Origin of the sequence: Paenibacillus sp. ov031 (assembly GCF_900143165.1) — a bacterium.
In the GTDB taxonomy this organism is placed as follows: Bacteria; Bacillota; Bacilli; order Paenibacillales; family Paenibacillaceae; genus Paenibacillus; species Paenibacillus marchantiae.
This window is the reverse complement of record NZ_FRDO01000003.1, coordinates 33308-52600: the sequence shown is the minus strand read 5'-3', so window position 1 is coordinate 52600 and position 19293 is coordinate 33308. Positions and strand designations below refer to the sequence as shown.

General features: G+C 48.3%; 19 protein-coding genes. 6 read left to right on the top strand and 13 right to left on the bottom strand.

The features are described from left to right. Positions 1-57 precede the first annotated feature (57 nt). On the top strand, positions 58-627 hold the full coding sequence (locus BUA17_RS13935; protein WP_063564298.1) for a manganese catalase family protein: 570 nt from the start codon (positions 58-60) through the stop codon (positions 625-627). Between the two features lie 221 nt (positions 628-848). Here the strand turns inward: BUA17_RS13935 and BUA17_RS13930 are convergent, their stop codons facing one another. From BUA17_RS13930 to BUA17_RS13915, 4 genes are all read right to left on the bottom strand, one after another. Beyond that, the gene (locus BUA17_RS13930; protein ID WP_063564299.1) at positions 849-1841 is read right to left on the bottom strand and encodes a 3-oxoacyl-[acyl-carrier-protein] synthase III C-terminal domain-containing protein; all 993 of its coding nucleotides are present in this window, start codon (positions 1839-1841) and stop codon (positions 849-851) included. Positions 1842-1895: 54 nt separating this feature from the next. Then, complete coding sequence (locus BUA17_RS13925) at positions 1896-2246, bottom strand: hypothetical protein (RefSeq protein WP_063564300.1); 351 nt, start codon at positions 2244-2246, stop codon at positions 1896-1898. Positions 2247-2432: 186 nt separating this feature from the next. Then, entirely contained in the window at positions 2433-2801 is a 369-nt protein-coding gene (locus tag BUA17_RS13920) for a carboxymuconolactone decarboxylase family protein (protein WP_024629113.1), read from the bottom strand. A gap of 13 nt (positions 2802-2814) precedes the next feature. Continuing rightward, entirely contained in the window at positions 2815-4446 is a 1632-nt protein-coding gene (locus BUA17_RS13915; protein ID WP_072733987.1) for a thiamine pyrophosphate-binding protein, read from the bottom strand. Positions 4447-4852: 406 nt separating this feature from the next. On the opposite strand from BUA17_RS13915, the gene BUA17_RS13910 reads away from it, so the two are divergent. After that, entirely contained in the window at positions 4853-5824 is a 972-nt protein-coding gene (locus BUA17_RS13910) for a Gfo/Idh/MocA family protein (RefSeq protein WP_072733986.1), read from the top strand. A 122-nt stretch (positions 5825-5946) separates the two neighbouring features. Here BUA17_RS13910 and BUA17_RS13905 read toward each other — a convergent pair whose 3' ends face one another. Next, positions 5947-7665, bottom strand: coding sequence for a methyl-accepting chemotaxis protein (locus BUA17_RS13905; protein ID WP_072733985.1), 1719 nt, complete (start codon positions 7663-7665; stop codon positions 5947-5949). 286 nt (positions 7666-7951) lie between these two features. Between BUA17_RS13905 and BUA17_RS13900 the strand changes: the two genes are divergently transcribed. Beyond that, entirely contained in the window at positions 7952-8638 is a 687-nt protein-coding gene (locus tag BUA17_RS13900; RefSeq protein WP_063564342.1) for an HAD hydrolase-like protein, read from the top strand. Between the two features lie 106 nt (positions 8639-8744). On the opposite strand, the gene BUA17_RS13895 is transcribed toward BUA17_RS13900, so the two are convergent. From BUA17_RS13895 to BUA17_RS13875, 5 genes are read right to left on the bottom strand one after another with little or no spacing between them, the layout of a single operon-like run. Next, positions 8745-9938, bottom strand: a complete 1194-nt coding sequence (locus tag BUA17_RS13895; protein ID WP_063564304.1) for a YheC/YheD family endospore coat-associated protein — start codon at positions 9936-9938, stop codon at positions 8745-8747. 35 nt (positions 9939-9973) lie between these two features. Further along, a complete protein-coding gene (locus BUA17_RS13890) occupies positions 9974-11080 on the bottom strand; it encodes a YheC/YheD family endospore coat-associated protein (protein ID WP_063564305.1) in 1107 nt (368 codons plus the stop codon). Continuing rightward, positions 11080-12453: a YheC/YheD family endospore coat-associated protein gene (locus BUA17_RS13885; RefSeq protein WP_063564306.1), complete on the bottom strand. Its 1374-nt coding sequence runs from the start codon at positions 12451-12453 to the stop codon at positions 11080-11082. Before BUA17_RS13885 ends, BUA17_RS13890 begins: the two co-directional genes overlap by 1 nt. Before the next feature lie 60 nt (positions 12454-12513). Continuing rightward, positions 12514-13704 (bottom strand): YheC/YheD family endospore coat-associated protein, encoded by a 1191-nt coding sequence (locus tag BUA17_RS13880; protein WP_072733984.1) that lies wholly within the window; start codon positions 13702-13704, stop codon positions 12514-12516. A 30-nt stretch (positions 13705-13734) separates the two neighbouring features. Then, on the bottom strand, positions 13735-15102 hold the full coding sequence (locus tag BUA17_RS13875; protein ID WP_063564308.1) for a YheC/YheD family endospore coat-associated protein: 1368 nt from the start codon (positions 15100-15102) through the stop codon (positions 13735-13737). A gap of 280 nt (positions 15103-15382) precedes the next feature. On the opposite strand from BUA17_RS13875, the gene BUA17_RS13870 reads away from it, so the two are divergent. The 3 genes from BUA17_RS13870 to BUA17_RS13860 all read left to right on the top strand — a co-directional run bounded on the left by BUA17_RS13870 (position 15383) and on the right by BUA17_RS13860 (position 17691). Next, positions 15383-15730 (top strand): YlbF/YmcA family competence regulator, encoded by a 348-nt coding sequence (locus tag BUA17_RS13870; protein ID WP_024629123.1) that lies wholly within the window; start codon positions 15383-15385, stop codon positions 15728-15730. A gap of 104 nt (positions 15731-15834) precedes the next feature. Next, positions 15835-16119 (top strand): hypothetical protein, encoded by a 285-nt coding sequence (locus BUA17_RS13865; RefSeq protein WP_090808856.1) that lies wholly within the window; start codon positions 15835-15837, stop codon positions 16117-16119. A gap of 237 nt (positions 16120-16356) precedes the next feature. Continuing rightward, positions 16357-17691 carry a DRTGG domain-containing protein gene (locus tag BUA17_RS13860; protein ID WP_064639320.1) on the top strand — a complete coding sequence of 445 codons (1335 nt, stop codon included), beginning with the start codon at positions 16357-16359 and terminating at the stop codon, positions 17689-17691. A 123-nt stretch (positions 17692-17814) separates the two neighbouring features. Here BUA17_RS13860 and BUA17_RS13855 read toward each other — a convergent pair whose 3' ends face one another. The 3 genes from BUA17_RS13855 to BUA17_RS13845 all read right to left on the bottom strand — a co-directional run bounded on the left by BUA17_RS13855 (position 17815) and on the right by BUA17_RS13845 (position 19094). Further along, positions 17815-18156 carry a YtpI family protein gene (locus BUA17_RS13855; protein ID WP_244552145.1) on the bottom strand — a complete coding sequence of 114 codons (342 nt, stop codon included), beginning with the start codon at positions 18154-18156 and terminating at the stop codon, positions 17815-17817. Between the two features lie 98 nt (positions 18157-18254). Beyond that, positions 18255-18743 carry a sporulation membrane protein YtrI gene (locus tag BUA17_RS13850; protein WP_063564310.1) on the bottom strand — a complete coding sequence of 163 codons (489 nt, stop codon included), beginning with the start codon at positions 18741-18743 and terminating at the stop codon, positions 18255-18257. A 21-nt stretch (positions 18744-18764) separates the two neighbouring features. Then, positions 18765-19094 (bottom strand): YtrH family sporulation protein, encoded by a 330-nt coding sequence (locus BUA17_RS13845; protein ID WP_024629128.1) that lies wholly within the window; start codon positions 19092-19094, stop codon positions 18765-18767. Positions 19095-19293: the final 199 nt, after the last annotated feature.

Genomic DNA, 19293 nt, shown 5'->3' with positions numbered 1-19293 from the left:
CCGGGAACTCGAGGGATCGTAACAGGTAGGATTTGATTTAAAAGAGGAGGCGTCTGCATGTGGGTGTATGAGAAAAAATTGCAATATCCCGTTCGGGTTAGCAAATGTGATCCTCATATGGCGAAATTGCTGGCTGAACAGTATGGAGGCGCAGACGGAGAACTGGCGGCTGCCCTGCGGTATCTGAACCAGCGATATACGATTCCGGACAAGATTATCGGGCTGTTGAATGATATAGGGACGGAGGAATTTGCTCATCTTGAGATGATTGCAACAATGATCTACAAGCTGACAAAGGATGCGACTGTGGAGCAACTGGAAGCAGCGGGGCTTGGGCCGAACTATGCACAGCGTGATTCTGCTTTGTTCTATACGAATTCTTCCGGTGTACCATTTACAGCAGCCTATATTGCTTCGAAAGGGGATCCAATCGCAGATTTGTACGAGGATATTGCAGCGGAAGAGAAGGCTCGGGCTACATATCAGTGGTTGATCGATCTGACGGATGACGTGGATCTACAGGACAGTCTCAAGTTTCTGAGAGAACGGGAGATTGTGCATTCCTTGCGTTTTCGTGAGGCCGTAGAGATTCTGAAGGATGATCGGGAGACAAAGAAGATTTTCTGATGAGGACAACATATCAATTCTCATTGCCGTTCTCTGCAAAGGGAGCGGTTTTTGCGATGAAAGGAACGTTTAGAGCATGCTCCTCGTTGGTTTTGAAGTAATGGGAATGGAATGTTATCCAATGTAAGTTATCATTCAAATATAAAATAATAAAAAAGCAGGACCATCCTTTTTTTTGTTAAAAAAGGCTGCCCTGCTTTTTGGGGTTCCGTGTCAAGCTCTCAGTATTCAACGACCATGGCAACATTTTGCCACCCAGCACCAACGGTCCAGAACAGCACTTTATCACCACGCTGAATTTGGCCGGATGTAATGGCTCGATGTAATGCAATAAACGGACTGCTGGTTGAGGTGTACCCGAACTCGTCTCCGATGTAGACGGCAATATCTTCGCCAATGCCAATGTTTTCGGATACAGCACGTATATTGCCAATAGATAATTGGGAGAAACAAGCGGCTTTGATCTCATCTGCTCCGATTTCGTTACGACTCAGCAGCGTGCGAATCGATTCAGAGGCTGCACCTACACAGATGGAATCATCAAACGGTATGAATTTGACATGGAAGGCTCCTGCGTCAACACCGGTTTGGCCCAGTTTTGCAAGACCTTGTGCCGGGAAAAGAGAATTGCCGTACACACAGGTATCGGTCTGATAGATCGAGTCAATAAAACCGACAGCCTGCTCATTCCGCTCAACAATGACAGCTGCTGCTGCGTCCCCAAAGTTCGCGAAGTATACAGGATCATCCGGACTGGCGTGAGGAGCCACGTAATCCGAGCCAATAATCAAAGCACGACGAATTCTGGGATTGCTCATCATCTGACGGCTAACTTGTTCAAAGGCTGCGGTCATGCCCGCACAGTTGGCATTGCTATCAATGCAGATCGTATGGGATGCCCCGTTAATCAGGCGATGAATCATTAAGGAATTCGTAGGAAAGATGTATTCCGGCGTTTGACTTGCATAAGCAATCAGATCGATATCGGCACCGGTGAGTCCGGTCTTTTCGAGCAAATTACTGGCGGCCTCAAAGGCCATGCTTAGTGAGTTTTCATCATCGTTGTCAATTTTGTAACGTGTATCACGCCCAAGTGCCTTTAACAATCCCCGAATATCTACACCTCTTGCATCAAAATGTTCAATATAAAAGTCATTGCCCACCTTGTTCGTTGGATGATAGATATCGATATCTACAATACGAATTCCAGCCATCTTCATTCTCCTTCTGAGCGGATGGGTGAACCCTCAGCTTGTCCGCCTGGTTTATTAGGTCGTAACCGTGGAGATGATCTCAAGATTTTCCAGTCCGACAGACCGTCCAAGACGGGACAGCTGCATTTTCAGAATGGCATTATTCTCAAGCGTCAACACCACTTTTTTATATTCATCTTTTTTGAACATCTGCAGGCAGCCCTCGAGAAGAGGCACAATTTCCGGAGCGGTAACATTCAACTTTTTGCAATCAATATTCAGCTCATACTCCTTGGTGTTAATCGGAGCGATCGTGTCCTGATATGCCGAGATGGAACGTAAACCGTCTTCTTGAGAGAAAGAGCCCTCCAGTTCAATGTTCAACACCTTGTTCGGAACGTCAGTATTCAGTATAAAACTTCCCATGATTGTTATCTCTCCTTTAAATGAGTTAAGGCTATCCCGCTCACCAAGACATAGGCCTTGAGGCCCTCGCTGAATGCTTCTGAGATGTAGGCGGATTCGAAGGATAATTTAACCATATTATAAAGGTAGAGATGTAATAAGATCAATAAAAAAGTCGAATCGTGTATAAAAATGTAGAAGAGTGAATTATTGGATTTCATCCAGTGTAGCGAGCAATATATTAAAAGCACTGATGATCCGCGGTGCTCCAACACAAGGTGCCAGATGCAGCAAAATTCCTTTGAGCTGATCTACAGTTACACCGACACTTAGCGCCATCGTATAATGAACCCCCAACTGCTCATACTGCCCTTGTGAGATCAGTGAGGAGATAATCGCAACTTCCTTCCATTGATCGGTAATGGTGGTACGTTGAAAAATATCACCGTAAGCCGTTCCCATAATAAACTCGGCGAGCTCAGGGAACTGATCCTTAATGGGTGCCAATGCTTTTGCACCATATTCACCCGAAAGCTTTGCAAAACGCTCCAATCCTTGAGTCACTTGTTCACTCATGCCTATGTTCCTCCTAATTCAAAGTCACGGTACGGTGAGCCGTGGGTGGAATCTCGTCGCGATCGGTAAGAAGCTCAATTACAGTAACTTGGTTCAGCTGCTGCGCGGTCTGTAGAGCAGATGTGAATTCGGCCCGTGTTTCCGCCCGGAAAGCAACAGCGCCGAGAGACTCCGCAAACTTTGCCGCATCCACGGGAACCTCGTACAAGGTGCCATCGATCCGGCCTGTTGTTTTTTCCATGCCTTTCAGTGCCATATCCAGCTGTTTATTGTTCACGACGATGAAGATGACATGCAGATTGTTGCATACAGCAGTGTTAATCTCGGTTCCAAGCATCATGAAGCATCCGTCACCTGTAATGCATACGATGGTTTCTTCCGGTGCGGCAGTCTTGGCCCCAATAGCCATGCCGATGGCATTACCCATGCAGGCAAAGTAGGCGTCAAACACAAAGCTGCCGGGTTTCTTGACTTTATATCGTTGAACGGCATGAAAACCATGACTACCATCATCTACAAACAGCTTATGATCATATGGAAGCAGTTCACTCATTTCTTCCAGCACGGATGCCAGGGACAGGTTCGGCAGATCCGGGAGAGGTACGGTGTAATCTACAGTTGTAGTTTCTTTTGGAACAATAGGTTGTTCTGTCAGTGTACCGAGCAAAAACTGCAGGTTGTTCTTCAAGTCTCCGGTGATATGTAAGGTTTGAGCGTTAAGTATTTTACCAACGAATGTAGGATCAGCGTCGAATTGAATCAGATGTGCAGGATGGTTCTCAGGCTTCAAATTACAGATCGTCATATCACTTAGACGTGAACCGAGTACGATATAGAGATCACTTTGATTCAGTAGTTCATCTGCATGAGGGAAGCCACCAACACCGCAGGGCCCATGATATAGGGGATGATCCCAAGCAACGGCACCTTTTCCGCCAGGAGAAGTAATGACAGGAATATTGAAATGTTCGGCAAAATGGAGCAATTCATCATGGGCTCTGGCGCGGCTGACGCCTTTGCCTGCAATAATTAAAGGATGACTGGACTGTTGAAGTAAGGGGAGGATACGATTCAGGTTGGATACGCTAATCAGGGGTTCTGGCTCCGGGATGACAACCCGAAAGTCAGCAAGCTGTTCGGTTTGTACATCAAAAGGAAGACAGAGATGGACGGGCCCTTTGTTGGGACCGAGTGCAATGGAAAGGGCGTGATTCAATATGGTGCTGAAATGATCACCACGCTCCACCAGTTTGCTGAATAGCGTGGCAGGACGGAACATCTCCGCCAGATCAGCCAAGTAGGAAGAAGAGTCCTGACATTGCGGAAGCCCCAATTCCTGAATGGATTGATGACCCGTAATAAACAGGACGGGCAAATTATTGGCCTTGGCATGGGCTGCAGCGGTGAGCAAGTTGGTTCCGCCCGGACCAGAAGTGGCGAAGGCCACACCCAGTTTCCCTGTTTGGAGGGCATAGCCCGATGCGGCAAAGCCTGAACTGGATTCATGGCGACCTGGAATGAATTCCAAACCGTAATCGACCATTTTCAGGACAGCAGGACAGATGGATTTTCCGATAATACCAAAGACATGAGTAACGCCTAAATTACGCAGAGCTTCTGCCAAATAGTCCGCAACTGTTCTCATGCGGGACACCTCGCTTCACAAAATAGGTTTTTGGACCCACAGGTCAAGTTCCGTTTTTGGAGTGTATGTCGTTGTCTAAGGTTGTAAAAGGAAATAAATCCTCGTTAATAGGAAGAGTAGCTTTTTTTGTGGTTTTTTGTCAACCGCTTTTATGAGTATAAGTTCCTGATTCTTAGGTTGGAAACGCTTAATGTCTTGTCCCATATGAGAAAATAAATTGGTTATATATTCCTGCAACGAATTACCTATAAACAAGATTTATAGAATTAAATGTAAAATACTATATAATATGATGTATTTTTTTGTGTAGATCAAATTAGAAGCGTATGCTTTCCATTTCGTATCCGTGCAAGGATTGGCAATATTATGCTTTCTGTTATACTGAAATTCGATGGGAGTGAGTTGAATGACAACGATAAAAATGGCCGTAATTGGTCTGGGCAAAATGGGAATACATATGATACATCAGGCAACAGAGGCAGAACTATCCGAAAAAGTAGAGATTGTAGCAGTGTGCGATTCCAGTGAGGAAAATTTGACATCGTTTGCTTCCTCGCATCCGGAGACGAAGACGTATATGGATTTCAAGCAATTGCTCGACACACATCCGGTTGATCTGCTGTACATAGCAGTTCCACCTAAATATCATTATCCAGTCGTTATGGAGGCATTAAAGCGCAAGATTCATGTATTCTGTGAGAAGCCACTGGCCAATAGCGTGGAGGAAGCTAGAGCAATGCTCGAGGCAGCCGAGAAGGCTGGTGTAGTACATGCAATTCATTTCTCCATGCCGCATGAACCATCGGTAGTGAAATTGCAAGAGCTGATTCGTCAGGAAACGATTGGTGAGATTCGCAAAATCGATCTGATTCTGCAATTCCCTCAGTGGCCACGAGCGTGGCAGCAAAATGCCTGGATTACCAGCCGCGAGCAGGGCGGATTCATTCTTGAAGTGGGAATCCACTGGATTCATATGATCCAAAATGTGTTTGGTGCTATCCGTGTGATTAACAGTGAGGTTCAATTTCCTCAAAATACAGGTGAATGTGAACATGAAGTTCAGGCCGCGATGGAGCTAGAGGATGGAACCCGAATTCAATTAAATGGGATTGCTCATTTTGCAGGTGAAGAGCGTGTATCCATGGTGGTTTACGGTACAGAAGGAACGATTGCCTTGGAAAACTGGGACCAACTATGGAGTGGGCGCATCGGAGAGCCGCTTGTTCCCGTCGAAGTAGATGAATCCTTAAGCCAGCTGCCTGTACTTAAACACGTCATTGCCCGTATTCAAGGCCAACCTGCCAAAATATACGATTTCAACGATGGCTATCATGCACAGCTTGTCCTTGAAGCGCTGCGTAATCCGGATCAATCCTGATCGAAAAAGGTACTGAGCTAGAAAAGGATTCATGTTAAATGTTCTTTCATTTTGAAAAAAAGAAGCAGATCCCTATAGAGTGGGATCTGCTTCTTTGTGTTATCTGGGACTGATCAATAGGGTCAGGACAGCTTGAATCGGTTAACCAATTGATCAAGCGCATCTGACATTTCGTTCAATTGCTTGGACGTATCCGCCATTTCCTGTAACGACGCAAGCTGCTCCTCGGTCATAGCCGATACTTCCTCCGTGGCAGATGCGGTGTCCTCTACAACGGCTGATACTTCGTTAATGGATGTCATTACTGCTTCGCTGCCTGTGGTGAGCTCTTCAACCACAGCGGATACATCCAGCATCTCAGCGCTGAGGTCTTGAATGTGCTGCGTAATATTCGCAAAGGCTTGGCCCGCGTCTTCAATCGTCTGTAAGCCTTCGCTGACATGCTGTGTACTGCCTTCGACTTCATGAACGGTGCTCTGTATACCAGCTACGACCGTCTCCAGAATGCTTGTAATTTCTTTGGCAGAGGTGGCGCTTTGATCTGCCAGATTCCGAATTTCGCCAGCGACTACAGCGAATCCGCGTCCATTCTCCCCTGCACGCGCCGCTTCAATTCCGGCATTGAGCGCGAGTAGATTCGTTTGTCTTGCAATGCCTGACATGGAATCGGCAATGTTGATGACCTGATCGGACATTTTGGATATTTCATGAATGGCTCCCTGAACAGACAGGAAGGATTGTTCGATGGTCCCCATTTTGCCAACCGCATTATTAATTCGCTGCTGTCCATCGAGTGCAATGGACTCTGTGCGTACAGCGCGTTCAGCAGCCTCCGATGCGGAGCCAGCAACCCGGTTGAGTCCGGTCAGGGATTGTTCCATGGCGGCAACCATCGTCTGTGTAAGTGCAACCTGCTCATCTGCGCCTTCGGCCACACGTTCCATGGCTGCGGCAACCTCTTTTCCAGCCAGATGACTGTCGGACACGCCTTTATCCAGCCGGTCAGATGCGGCGTTCAGGGTGGTAGCGTTGCTTTGGACGTCCAGCATCATCTGCTGCAAACCAAGGAGCATCGTATTGGCTGCCTCCGCAAGTTCCCGCGTTTCATCCTTCATCGGCGTGGCAATGCGCAGTGTCAGATCGCCATTGGAGGAGCCGATGTCATTCAGCGCGCGGATTACTGTTCGGATGTTTTTTACAATGGAACGGGATAGAATCAAGGCTGCAAAGATCGAGATCAAGGCCACAACGATAAGCGCTCCGTAAAGCTCCCAGTTCAAAATTTTGTTCTTTTGCTTCAGCGCTTCGGTGCGATTTTCAGTCAACGCCAGCTCATTGGTGCGAAATGTATTCAATAAACCGCGAATCTCATCCATATCCTTCTTGCCGGGGTCCTCCACAAAAAATTGCCTTATCGCCGCCATATCATTCGCTTTTCGAAGCGCAATAACCGGTTCGCCAGCGATTTGAATCCAGTCATCCATTTTAGCTGAAATTTTTTCAAGAAGTGCCTGCTGTGCCGGGTTATCCGAGACAAGCACCGCAAGCTGATCCTTGAGTATATTCTTCTGTTGAACGCCTGTGTTATAAGGGTCCAGGTAGTTTTCTTGTCCTGTAATTACATAACCTCGTTGTCCTGTCTCCATGTTCACCATAATATTTTCAATCTCATAGGTTAGATCATGTACCTTCATATCGTGATCCACCAGAAAGTCCAGTTCTCGTTGCAACTGGCTGATACTGTTTTGAATCAATAAAATAGAGCCAGCGAGCACCGCGAGTACGAGCAAATAACCTAAACCAATCTTATAAAAAATTTTGAAGGTCCTGTGCTTTTTCATGTTTGTTATGCCTCTCCTTGGGGTATATGTATTTGTCGAAAAAACTTGAACAATAGCTATTATAGTCCTTTAGGTGTGGTGTCTAAAGAACTATTTTCAGTATTATACTTAAAGGATGTTTACTTGTATATAGTTTGTTTAATTTAAGTATAATGTTTGTGGATTTTGTATGGCGTCGACGATACAGATGTTTTACATTGCGCGGTTTACACTGCCAAACGTTTATGTTTATCATGGAAGGGGAACGATTCCGAATACATATCCCAATCCGAAAGGAACATTGGACATGACAAAAGAGACGGTATTGCGTAAACCGGAAGCGATGATTTTTGATATGGATGGTACTTTGTTTCAGACGGAAACTCTGTTGTTGCCAGCCTATCATCAGCTGTTTGATACATTGCGGGCCGAAGGGCATTTTGAGGGAGAGACTCCTCCTGAAGAACGAATGCTGGGAAGCCTGGGGATGTTGCTAGAGGATATATGGAAAGTGGTTATGCCCGAAGCTTCAGTTGCGGCCCATCGACGTGCAGACGAATTGCTGCTTCAGTTGGAGATTGAAGGGTTGGATGGGGGAAGCTCGCAGCTGTACCCACAAGTAAAAGAGACGCTGAAAGCGTTGAAAGAACAGGGTGTGCGGTTGTTTGTCGCCAGCAACGGGCTGGAGGACTATGTCAAAGGCGTGGCCTTTGCCCATGAGATCATGCCGCTCTTTGAAGGCGTGTATAGTGCTGGACAGTACAAGACCGCTTCCAAAGTTAACTTGGTTCAGATCCTGCTTGAGAAGCATCGGATTCAGGATGCATGGATGGTAGGGGATCGCTCTTCGGATGTGGAGGCAGGCAAAATGAATAACCAGACCGTTATCGGCTGTGCCTATGCAGGGTTCGGACGGGACGAAGAACTGGCAGGATCAGATGTACTGATCTCTGATTTTACGGAACTGCTTCGTTTGTATCGGGAAGCCGAGTAGAACAAAACCAAAAAAACCGACTACCCCTAGTCCATTCGGACATTGGAGTGGTCGGTTTTTTAGTTCAAGGAGGATTTGGTTCACTACCAATGAAGTCTGACGGTCATCACCGGGATCCTCTGGTTCTTTTGAGGGTGGCGGATTTACCTTTTACGCGTTTGACCGGTTTAGTTACCTTCACCCCCCGAGGGGGACGAATTGTATTTGCATGATTGCGGTACACCCACAAGGCGTACTCCAATGGTTGGGTGATCGCTTTGGAATAGATATCATTCTCACCAATGCGGGCAAACACCTCACGCGCAGGCTTCGGATTCACTTCAAGCAGATAGATGTGCCCGCTCTTGTCAATCGCCAAATCGAGAGCCAATTCACACAAGTTGCCATAGGTGTTTTCCAGAAACGTAGCTACATCAATCCCGAATTTCTCGGCCGTTGCGTAAATTTCTGTTCGCTGCTTCTCATCCGTGATCCATTGTTTCATCAGTTTGTGCATCGCTATGGCCTGACCACCACCATGCAGATTAGAGGTAACACTTTTCTCCGCACCCATCCGTCCGGCACATCCGGTCAATTCCCACTGTCCTTCGCCGTTCTTCTGGACCAGCATTCGATAATCATGAACACGGCCATTCGGAAGCTGGAGTTGAATCCCCTGTTGAACCAGATATTTGTCTTTCATATTCCAGTTCTGGAGAAGTGAACCCAAGCGTGACAGATGGACTTTACGCGGGGTGATGATCCGCCGCTTCTGGTCCCGTCCCTGTACGAGAACTGTATTGGCCTCGCTGCCACTGCGTTCGATGCGGAGAATTCCGCGCCCTCCGGTTCCATTAATGGGCTTCAGGTAGAGCAGGGAGGAGGCCTTCAGCATTCGATTGACGTCGGACATATCCTGATACAGAAAAGTGTCGGGCAAATGCTCACGAAAGGCTGATTTCGCCGAGAGTGTCTGATGGATGGTCCACTTATTACGCAATGGGCGGTTGAGAAAGAGCAAGTGACCATACCTTTGCCGAAAGGCAAGCAGCTGCTGGAATCTGCGATTGCGCTGTATGCGGCAGCGGTCGAAGATGATATCCGGGAATGAACGCCATTCCCGGGACCAGCCTTTTCCCGAATGAAAGACCATGGCCTCAATCTGTTTGCCTCCTGGATGTACATCGGCAGGTGTGAACACATATATATCGAGTCCCCGCTTGCGCCCTTCAAGGATCATTCTGCGGTATATGCTCCGTTCTTCCAGAGCGCGATGTTCATTTAAGTACAACGTCATAATGCCCAGAACAGGTGAGGACACAAACAATCACCTTCTTTTGCTGTTATTCCTGTTCATCATCGTTTGGACTGACGGGCAAGGTAGGCGCTGTACTGAAAAATACGTTCCAGTGACTTCCGCCGAATCTGCGGTTCATCGAACTTCATCGGCTTTGCATTCGCTTCAAAGAACCAGATCTCGCCCAGATCGTCAACGCCCAGGTCCATGGACATCTCACCGAGCGTATGCCCTGAGCCTCGTTCCACTTGTCTCGCGATCAACAATGAAGTGGACTTCACCCGCTTCATCAGTGTATTCGACATTTCTTCCCCGAAGAGATCGGTGAGCAGCTTCTCCGGGTCCTCCACCGTACCTCCACGCGGAACGTGGGTGGTAATGCTTCGGTAGCCAGCGAGACGGGCGCCAACACCGGTTACGCTCCACTGTCCCTTGCCGTTTTTCTGCACGAGTACCCTGAGATCGAATGGGCGCTTGTGAGATGACGCCAGCTCAATACCCTGTTGCATGATATAGGGCGTGTGACCGGTCTCCTTGCGAATTCTTGCCCATAACTTGGAAAGGGTTGCTGCTTTGTACGTGGTGCTTTTTCGGGTACTCTGTATTTTAAGTCGGTAAGGAAGACGTTCTTTTTCCTGGAACTTGAGCATCATGATGCCTTTGCCGGCCTTGCCGCTCTCTGGTTTCAGATATAGGTAGGGATGTGATCGCAGCACCGTCCCGAGAGCAGTTGCTGTTCGCATCCGGCGAGTATGGGGGACCAGCTGCTGGGTGGATTTGGATTTCTTAAGCCATTCGAACAGATTCCATTTATTGAAAAAAAACGGGTTATACAGTTCGATTCCAGAATGCATGCATTCTTCAATTTTTCGCTGTACTGAAGATTTGCGTTCATCTTCCCGGTTGGGAATCCGATTGTAGAGTACATGGGGAAGGGGGAAGGACTGTGAAGTCCATCTCCCACTCCCATTGTTGTAAGTGTATCCTTTTACGGTGGGGCCGCTCACGTTTAAATCTCTTACAGTCACGACGTACACCACATATCCCATATTTTCGCCCGTCTGCACAATATCCAGGAAGTTTTGATGGTTTCCTCTGAACATCCGTTGATCATCATGCATGGTCAGGATAGCAATAACGGGTCTGAAATCATCCTGCAAGCTCATCAAATGCCGTCTTTCTTCCGGAATTTGCTCAAATACAGGCAATGTTCCAGGATGTGCTCCACCGATGATTTTCCTTCCAGCCGCAGCGAAGGGTGACGGAAAATGGAGCGGCCGGGTTTGGCGTTCGCTTCGAACATCCATACATGTTCCTCCTGATCAATGCCCAGATCAAAGCCAATCTCACCAATCAGATGCTGGTGCTGGGTTTCAATCGCCTGGGCCAGTGTAATAGCGACAGATTTGGCATGCTGAAGCACTTCTCCAGAGCGGTCACCAAAGTTTCGTTTGAGTGCCTGCTCAGGTGTCATCAGGGAGCCGCCGTTTTTGATATGTGTGGTTACACTGCCGCGACCAGCTTTTTTGGCGCCGATTCCAACGACGACCCATTGATTGTTGCCATTCTTGTGCATGTGAAAACGAAAATCAATGGGGCATTCGTCAATCTCAATAAGCCGGATGCCTTGTTGAACAACATAACCGCGAAGTTGTTTGCCATGTCTGCCTTGAAGCATGCGCATCAGGCTGTTAAATGAGCCGAAGCGCAGAAGTGCGTTGCCGCTTTTTTTGCGATATCGGGCAAAATATCCACGTTTGGGAGAGTAGGTCAATCGATAGATACCGTTGCCCAGACTTCCCGCTGTTGGTTTGTAATAGACAAACTGATGGCGTTCCAGCATTTCTTTCATTTGCTCTACCGTCGGGTTGGTGATGGACTCAGGTATATAGCGTCCTGCTGCCGGGTCGTTCTCCAGCAGTTTATAAATATCCGACTTGTTGAAGAAACTCCAATTGAAGAAAGGAATTTTGCGCCGAACGAATCGCTCCCGAAGCTGATTGATCGCTGGTGAGAAGTCAGAGCGACGGCTGGGTAATCGGTTATACACGACGTCTGGCAGAGGTACCGTTTTCCGACTGAAGCTTCCATTGTCATTAAGGAAAAAACCGGACACCGTTTCGTTCTGCCAGTTGATATCTCTTGGAGTGAACGCATAAATATAGGATTTACGGCTTCCTTCGCGGAGCAGTTGTTTGATAAAACCGGTACGGGAACCAAACGGATTGGAGCCAGACGAAGGTCCGTCAGACAGCACCCCGATCAGTGGACCCAACTGGACTTCATCGTTCTGCAAGTTGCGGAGGTAGATGCTGCCCCGTTTCGGAACGTTCATCAGATTGCGTATGCCAGAAGCGAGATAGAGATGTTTGCCAGCCTTTTTGATCGGTTTGATGGTTGCGGGCACCCGGTCACGGCCAAACCGCAGATGAATCGTTTTTTTGCCGGTTAGATTTAGGCTTTTCATTAATGCGTTGGATACATAAACCACTTTATCCGGTTGCTGTGTGAAATGCAGATTGCAAAAGGTCAAACTCATGATTTATCCTCCTATCCTGAAAAGATCCTTCGGCTCCATGGCAGCGGGGCGCTGCGTGCCTCAACCGCCGTGAATCGGGATGGGTTTCAGGCCAGCTGTGCTGGATGTATTCGGCATTTTCATTGGACGCTTCACGTCCGTGAGAACATGTTGTTGCAGCAAATAACGGGCATAGGCAAGCGGCTGGGTGTAGGTCAGACTGTGCATACGGGGGTCAACCGCCTCTGCGAATGAGGAACGTCCCGGTCTCGAATTCACTTCGATCAGCCAGAGGCGACCCTGAACATCTGCTCCGAAATCAAGACCCAGTTCGGCCAGTCTGCCAAATTGGCTTTCCAACAGGGTAGGGATGCGGGCAGCAGCCTGCCTGATCTTCTCCAGCAGAGCGCTGGTTTGCTTGCTCCCATATCGTTCCAGCAGATAAGGATGCACAGGGTACGCCTTTCCCCCTCCATGCAAATTGGAAGTGAGTGAGCCAGCCGGTCCTTCCCGTACCATACATCCGGTTAGAGACCAGCGTCCTTGCCCATTTTTTTGCATCAAGGCCCTAATGTCGAATGGTCGTCCGTGATGACTCAGTTCCAGGTACGGCTGTAAGATCATCTTTTTACCGGCCTTGTGTGAATCCAGCCAGGCAGAGACATCCTGGCGATACTCAAATGTACGGTGAATCAATTCATTGCGAGTATTTCTGCCCTCCATAATCCAGGAGGTGTGGTGATCTTCGCGATAAAGGCGAAACGTATCTTTACCATGGGTGCCCGATACAGGTTTGAAGAAAATGCCTTTCGGCCAGCGCTCCAGCCATTTCTCCCATCGGGTATCCGACTGAAGAAGTGTCGTAGGCGCAAGAAGAGCACGCAGTCTTATATCAGTAGACAAGGCGCGATATACCTTCCATTTACCAGGCAAGGAAGCAGACCAGTAACGACCGTGGTGTCCGTTGCCTGAGGAAACTAGCTGCTGAAGCTGCTGTTTGAATGTTCTGGGAAGTGGCAGCAGACAGCGGTCCATGATTAGGTCCACAGCAGGAAGAGGCACGATGTTCCATTCTCCTCTGTCAAATACATAGCCCTGTGTGAGCCGAGATACGCTGGGGTTATTCGCTACGGCCAGCACAATGATATTTAGGCCGTAACGGTCGCTTTCCAAACTGAGACGACGACAGAAGAGTTCATCCACGAAAGGAGGCGAGCCTTCTGTTGCCCGAACCAGGATGGCTAGTGTGTTTGTCTGATGTTGCAGGAACATGCCGCTGCACCTCCTCTAATGGATGACTCTTCAGAATCCGGCCAGATAGGTGGAGTATTCCAGCATCGCTTTGACCGAAGGCCGGATTTTGCTCTCGCTAAGTGGCGTATTATCGTTCTTGGATGGTTTGGAGTTTACTTCAAGCAGCCAGACCCTTCCGCTGGTGTCCAAGGCAAGGTCGATGCCGAGTTCACCGAAATGGGCGGGGATGGCACCTTCAATGCCTTTGGCGATATCCAGCGCCGCCGTATGCAATCCTGCATACGCAGAAGCTTTGGCTGATGAGGATAATTGGGTTTTGGCTACAGCTTCCTTGACGGTGCTGAGACTTCCACCTCGTGCCAGGTTGGATACATAGTGACTGCCGCCTGCAATACGTGCGACGATGGAAGTGACACTCCATTTGCCCGTACGGTTTTTTTGCACAAGCGCACGGAAGTCTACGGGTCTGCCGCTGTTATCGATCAGGGAAAGACCCTGTTGGATCTGGTAGCGCGTTGTTTTCATTTTCCCGGACAGACTGGCATATAGTTTATCCAGAGAAGCATACGTTTGTTTTCGGGTCCCCCCAACGCTTGTAGCGAGCGTGAGAAAGCTGCCATCGCTTTGACGAGAGACCCGGATGATACCTTTGCCAAGCGACCCGCGAACAGGCTTCAGAAAGACAACCGGATATCGATTGCACATCGTTTTGAGTGTGGCGGAAGCTTTGAGCAAATGGGATTCGGGTAGTACCCTCTTCAGTGTTGAAATGGACTTCAAGGCATCGAATACTTCATTTTTGTCCAGAAACTTTTCGTTGAAGGTTTGTGTACCGTAAAGCGATTTTACTTCTTTCATAAAATGCTGTACGCTAGGTTTGTTCTCAAGCTTACGGGACGTCAGCCGGTTATTGACGACGTCTGCTATAGGCAGAACGGTCTTTTTCCAGCCGTCATCATACACCCAGCCTTTCATATAACCCGTTACCGCTCCAATATCCTCCGGTGTGAAAAAGGATACATAGGCGCCCTTCTTCCGGCAGGCGTTCACCAGTTCTTGACAGAACATCGTGATGGAGCCAAAGGGCCGATCGGGCTGATCGGGGTAATCCTGGCTGACCAATACACTGATGTAGGGTCCAAGACGCAAAGTACGGCTGGTTGAACGATAAGATATGCTCAGGACCGAACGGGAAACAAGGCCGGTCTTGCTGGCTACCGTCTGATTGATGCGCAGACCGTCATACCTGGGAACAGGGATGACAGTAACTTCACGGCGGAAAGAGCCGAATTGCAGCTGAAGCGGCCTTCCCGAAGGGATTTTAAGCGCCTTGAGCAGCCCTTCACCGAGCATGATGACGTCGTCCTGCAGGATGCCCGAGCCGGTAACCTGAATCGTTACTTTTTTAGTGGACATCACGGATCTCCTTCCGGGCGGCAACTTGATGTCTGATCTCGAAGTTGAACGGCATCTGAACATGGCATGTGCTTCATCATATGAGGACATATAACCCTTGGTGATTGACCCATTTGGATTAAATGCATTTGATGCTCGGTAGGTAATGGATGGCATGTTTCCGCAACCTTTGTTTGACGGAAGTGAAATACGTGTATTAACACGGGTGAACGTTGCGATGAGAATGCGAATGAATACGAATGAATAACAGAAGAACAACCCAATTTGAGGAGGAATTATAGTGAACATTTATGACAAAGCCAATGATTTGGCCAAAGCACTGAGAGAAAGTAGCGAGGTGGAAGAAATAACTTCTGCGATGAAGCTGATCGAAGTAGACCCGGAAGCAAAGGCTATGCTGGATAATTTTCGTGATCAACAGATGGAATTGCAACAACGTATGATGAGTGGGGATATGCCTGCACCGGACGAAATGGAGAAAATGGAGAAACTGTTCGAAGTATTGAGCCTGAACCTGAATATCCGTCGTCTGTTTGACGCTGAACGTCGCCTGAGTGTCATTATCGAAGACGTGAACAAAATTATTGCAGACAGCCTGGGTCATCTGTACGGTGGCGCTGAAGCCTAAACTTAAACCTTGTCCCGTTTTTTTGCCTGAACCTCTCATATTAGCTCCTTATCGTTCATAGACTAGACATATAGAGTCGATCAAGAACGAAGGAGCTGTGAATGGTGAAAAGGTTAAAGAAAGCAAAACATGTGATCTATCTGGTTATCGCGTTGTCGATGCTGGTTATTGCGTTGCCGCGGATTTCCTTTGCTGGTGGAATGGACTGGGTTAATATTTTTGGCATCGTATGGGTGCTGTTCTCGTTATTAATCATTGGTGCACATCTGCATTTTATTCTTGGTGTGGATGAAGAGAAGAAGCGTGCACTGGAAGCTGTTCGACGGGCAAAGCTGCGGCAGTGGGAGATGAAACTGGTGGACAAGCAGGAGCAGAGCAAATCTGTATAAGGTTTGGATCACATACGACATGGTAATAGAGATGGTTCTATCTGTCTAAGTAAGGCCGGATTCCCTTTGGCATAAAAGGAACCGGTCTTTTTTTATGCCCGTAATTTGCTGCTCCGATTATTCAGATCCATGTAGCGAGGTTCTTTAGGAGAAAGGTACGTAGGATGGGGTTATTTTCCTAAGGTCGTGTTATAATAGATACAGAATAGTACAGATGCATCTTCGGGGGTGGTACAGATGGACGGACAGGAAGAAAACGTGACGAAGCACGAACAATTGCTTCAACATATTGAACAACTGAAGGTAGGCAGTAAAATATCGGTGCGCGGACTGGCGCGGGAGCTGGGGGTAAGCGAAGGAACAGCATATCGTGCGGTAAAAGAGGCAGAGAACTTCGGCCTGGTCGTGACCAAGGAACGAATTGGAACAGTGCGGATCGAGAAAAGACCTCGCGGTATGACCGAGCAGCTGACTTTTGCCGATGTGGTAACCATCGTCGAAGGTCATGTGCTGGGTGGAAGTGACGGTCTAGCCAAACCGCTTCACAAGTACGTGATCGGTGCGATGAAAGAGCAGGCCATGGCCCGATACATTGACGCGGGAAGCCTGTTGATTGTTGGTAACCGGGACAATGCACATTCCCTCGCGCTCGAACAGGGCGCTGGTGTATTAATTACAGGTGGCTTCGGTACAAGCCGTGAAGTGAGAGTGATGGCTGATGAGTTGGGTCTGCCCATTATTTCCTCCCGACATGATACGTTCACAGTGGCTTCAATGATTAACCGTGCGATCTTTGATCGACTGATTAAGAAAAAGATTATGTTGGTAGAGGATATTATCGGTCAGAAACCCCGCCTTCAGGTGCTAAAGGTGACCAGTTCAGCCGCGGATTTTCATCTGCTGGTTTCCGAAACGGGAGAGCATCGCTTCCCGGTAGTAGATGAATGGAACCGGGTTATCGGTATTGTCAGTCTGAAAGATGTGAGTGAGTTAAAAGAGGATCAGAGTATTGAGAAGTGTGTCGTACGCCGCCCGATCACAGCTTCGCTGCAAACCTCACTGGCTTCGGCTGCACAGATCATGACGTGGGAAGGCATTGACTTCCTGCCGATTGTAGATCGGAACCGTAAACTGATTGCATCCGTCACACGTAAGGAAGTATTGCAGGCGATGCGTGATGCACAGAAGCAGCCACAGCTTGGAGAGACGTTTGATCATCTGATCTGGAACGGGTTTGCGGAAGAGCGCGGAGAGCAGAACGAATTGTTTTTCCACGGATTCATCATTCCGCAGATGGCGACAGACCTTGGTACCATCTCGGAAGGCGTTCTGCTGAATGTGATGACACAGGCGGGACGGCGCGCAGCCTGGGATGTTACAGGAAACGACCATGTCGTGGATAATGTAACAACGTATTTTGTTCGTCCGGTACAGATTGAAGATCAGATTCTGGTTCGTCCCATTATTCTGGAGACAAGTCGTCGGACCTGCAAAATGGATATTGTCATTTCCCGTGATGGGAATGTTGTATGCAAAGCGGTAATGACCCTGCAATCCATTGACCATGCCTAGAAAAAGAGAGTATCCTCTTATCGAAAGAGCGAACTGTACCCCGAAATCGACGTGGTTCAGGCTTGTTCGATAGATGAGGATACTCTCTTTTTGGCAGAGCGCTATGACATCGTGCTAAGTGCATCAGGCAGATTGTCCGGATGTCTTGCCAGTTCCACCGTCTGCATGCTGCTGAAGACGAGCATAGTAACTGCGGTTACGTAATCCGGCGAACAGATTGTACGCTCCTATAATCAGAAATAGCGCTTCCACAACGACGGATAGCGTAGAACCGGTAAACACAAACATCAGGATGAGGGAAAGAATAATCAGCATGCTACCCATCCAGATGTTGGTCCATGAGCGATAAAGACCTATGGCGATGGGATCAGTGGTCCTGCGCGAACGAATGCTGTTCAGAGCTGAACAGACCATGGCCAGGGCAAAGATGGCGATTAGGGCATATTTGAGTACATCGATGAACACAAAGACGCAGCTCCTTTTCTGGAAAGCATTTACTGCCCTTATTGTACCATGCAGGCAGAGGGCAAGGGCAGTTTTTTTCCGGGGCTGTCATCCATTTCCTAAGCCGGAACGTGCATCCGAATCTGTACCCAAACTTGCAGCACACCTTCCATCACCAGCATCGTTTTCACCTGGACGGTATATTCCTTTTCTCTGACCGTATACACTTTTTGGTTCAGCATAATCCGCGTCATTTTGCTGTACTCATCGATATTGAAGACGTCGCGACCCCGGAGCACCTCAAGTTCATCCCCCAGTTTCTGCAACATCACTTTTAGGGAGGCCTCGTCCGGACCTTTGTCAGAGTCTTCTGCACGGACCTTGATTTCCTTGATGACGGTTTGGCGTTTACTGTATTTTTTCAGCGTTTTAATATCCTCCTCATTCTGATGCAGCTGAAGCTGCAACTCCTGATTGTTGAGCCACAACTCGTTGTAACTCAGGTGAAATACACCGTTGTACACGACACAACCGGCGATCATTCCCAGAACAAAGACAGCAGTCATGCGCATAAGCGGGCGGTAACGTGAAAAAGGCGGGATTCTCATGGGCGCTGTCCTGGAGTCATGCTAACCCCGTCCTCCACCGCAAACCCATTTCACCAGTTCAGTACCCATGTGTGCGCCCATAAAGGCGGATATCAAGTACAAAATTTGTTTGACTGCCGGAGACAGATTGCCGTCCAGCACGTTGCTTTCGATCACCCGCATCGGATCGATTGTACCGCCAACGGCCGCTGCGAGCGCCCAAATTTTAATTTTCCCAGCGACATCAAGCATCGTCTGTGTCGGAGGCTGGAGAGAGACCACCGCTCCTATACCTCCAATCATCGCGCCGCCCAGCACGATCCCAAACGCAATGAAGAAATCAAGAATAGCTTTGGACAAAAATGTGCTCATCCGGCAACACCCCTTTCAGACCCAGCAGCACACCTCCTGTCTTCGGTCCGTAACAGGGGGAGCGGCTTGTACTTCTATTGTATGGGCGTGCCCCCGAACGTTATGATAAAATAGAATAATAAAACGCGCTCCATTAGGATGAATCCTTATATTTCATTCATTTCATTAATAGAGCATTTTACATGAATACAGAAAACGA

What these genes read in the sequence shown, in the direction of transcription:
- BUA17_RS13935 (WP_063564298.1), top strand. Translation starts at nt 58, where the DNA reads ATGTGGGTGTATGAGAAAAAATTGCAATATCCCGTTCGGGTTAGCAAA.
- BUA17_RS13930 (WP_063564299.1), bottom strand. Translation starts at nt 1,841, where the DNA reads ATGGCTGGAATTCGTATTGTAGATATCGATATCTATCATCCAACGAAC.
- BUA17_RS13925 (WP_063564300.1), bottom strand. Translation starts at nt 2,246, where the DNA reads ATGGGAAGTTTTATACTGAATACTGACGTTCCGAACAAGGTGTTGAAC.
- BUA17_RS13920 (WP_024629113.1), bottom strand. Translation starts at nt 2,801, where the DNA reads ATGAGTGAACAAGTGACTCAAGGATTGGAGCGTTTTGCAAAGCTTTCG.
- BUA17_RS13915 (WP_072733987.1), bottom strand. Translation starts at nt 4,446, where the DNA reads ATGAGAACAGTTGCGGACTATTTGGCAGAAGCTCTGCGTAATTTAGGC.
- BUA17_RS13910 (WP_072733986.1), top strand. Translation starts at nt 4,853, where the DNA reads ATGACAACGATAAAAATGGCCGTAATTGGTCTGGGCAAAATGGGAATA.
- BUA17_RS13905 (WP_072733985.1), bottom strand. Translation starts at nt 7,665, where the DNA reads ATGAAAAAGCACAGGACCTTCAAAATTTTTTATAAGATTGGTTTAGGT.
- BUA17_RS13900 (WP_063564342.1), top strand. Translation starts at nt 7,952, where the DNA reads ATGACAAAAGAGACGGTATTGCGTAAACCGGAAGCGATGATTTTTGAT.
- BUA17_RS13890 (WP_063564305.1), bottom strand. Translation starts at nt 11,080, where the DNA reads ATGAGCTTGCAGGATGATTTCAGACCCGTTATTGCTATCCTGACCATG.
- BUA17_RS13885 (WP_063564306.1), bottom strand. Translation starts at nt 12,453, where the DNA reads ATGAGTTTGACCTTTTGCAATCTGCATTTCACACAGCAACCGGATAAA.
- BUA17_RS13880 (WP_072733984.1), bottom strand. Translation starts at nt 13,704, where the DNA reads ATGTTCCTGCAACATCAGACAAACACACTAGCCATCCTGGTTCGGGCA.
- BUA17_RS13875 (WP_063564308.1), bottom strand. Translation starts at nt 15,102, where the DNA reads ATGTCCACTAAAAAAGTAACGATTCAGGTTACCGGCTCGGGCATCCTG.
- BUA17_RS13860 (WP_064639320.1), top strand. Translation starts at nt 16,357, where the DNA reads ATGGACGGACAGGAAGAAAACGTGACGAAGCACGAACAATTGCTTCAA.
- BUA17_RS13850 (WP_063564310.1), bottom strand. Translation starts at nt 18,743, where the DNA reads ATGAGAATCCCGCCTTTTTCACGTTACCGCCCGCTTATGCGCATGACT.
- BUA17_RS13845 (WP_024629128.1), bottom strand. Translation starts at nt 19,094, where the DNA reads ATGAGCACATTTTTGTCCAAAGCTATTCTTGATTTCTTCATTGCGTTT.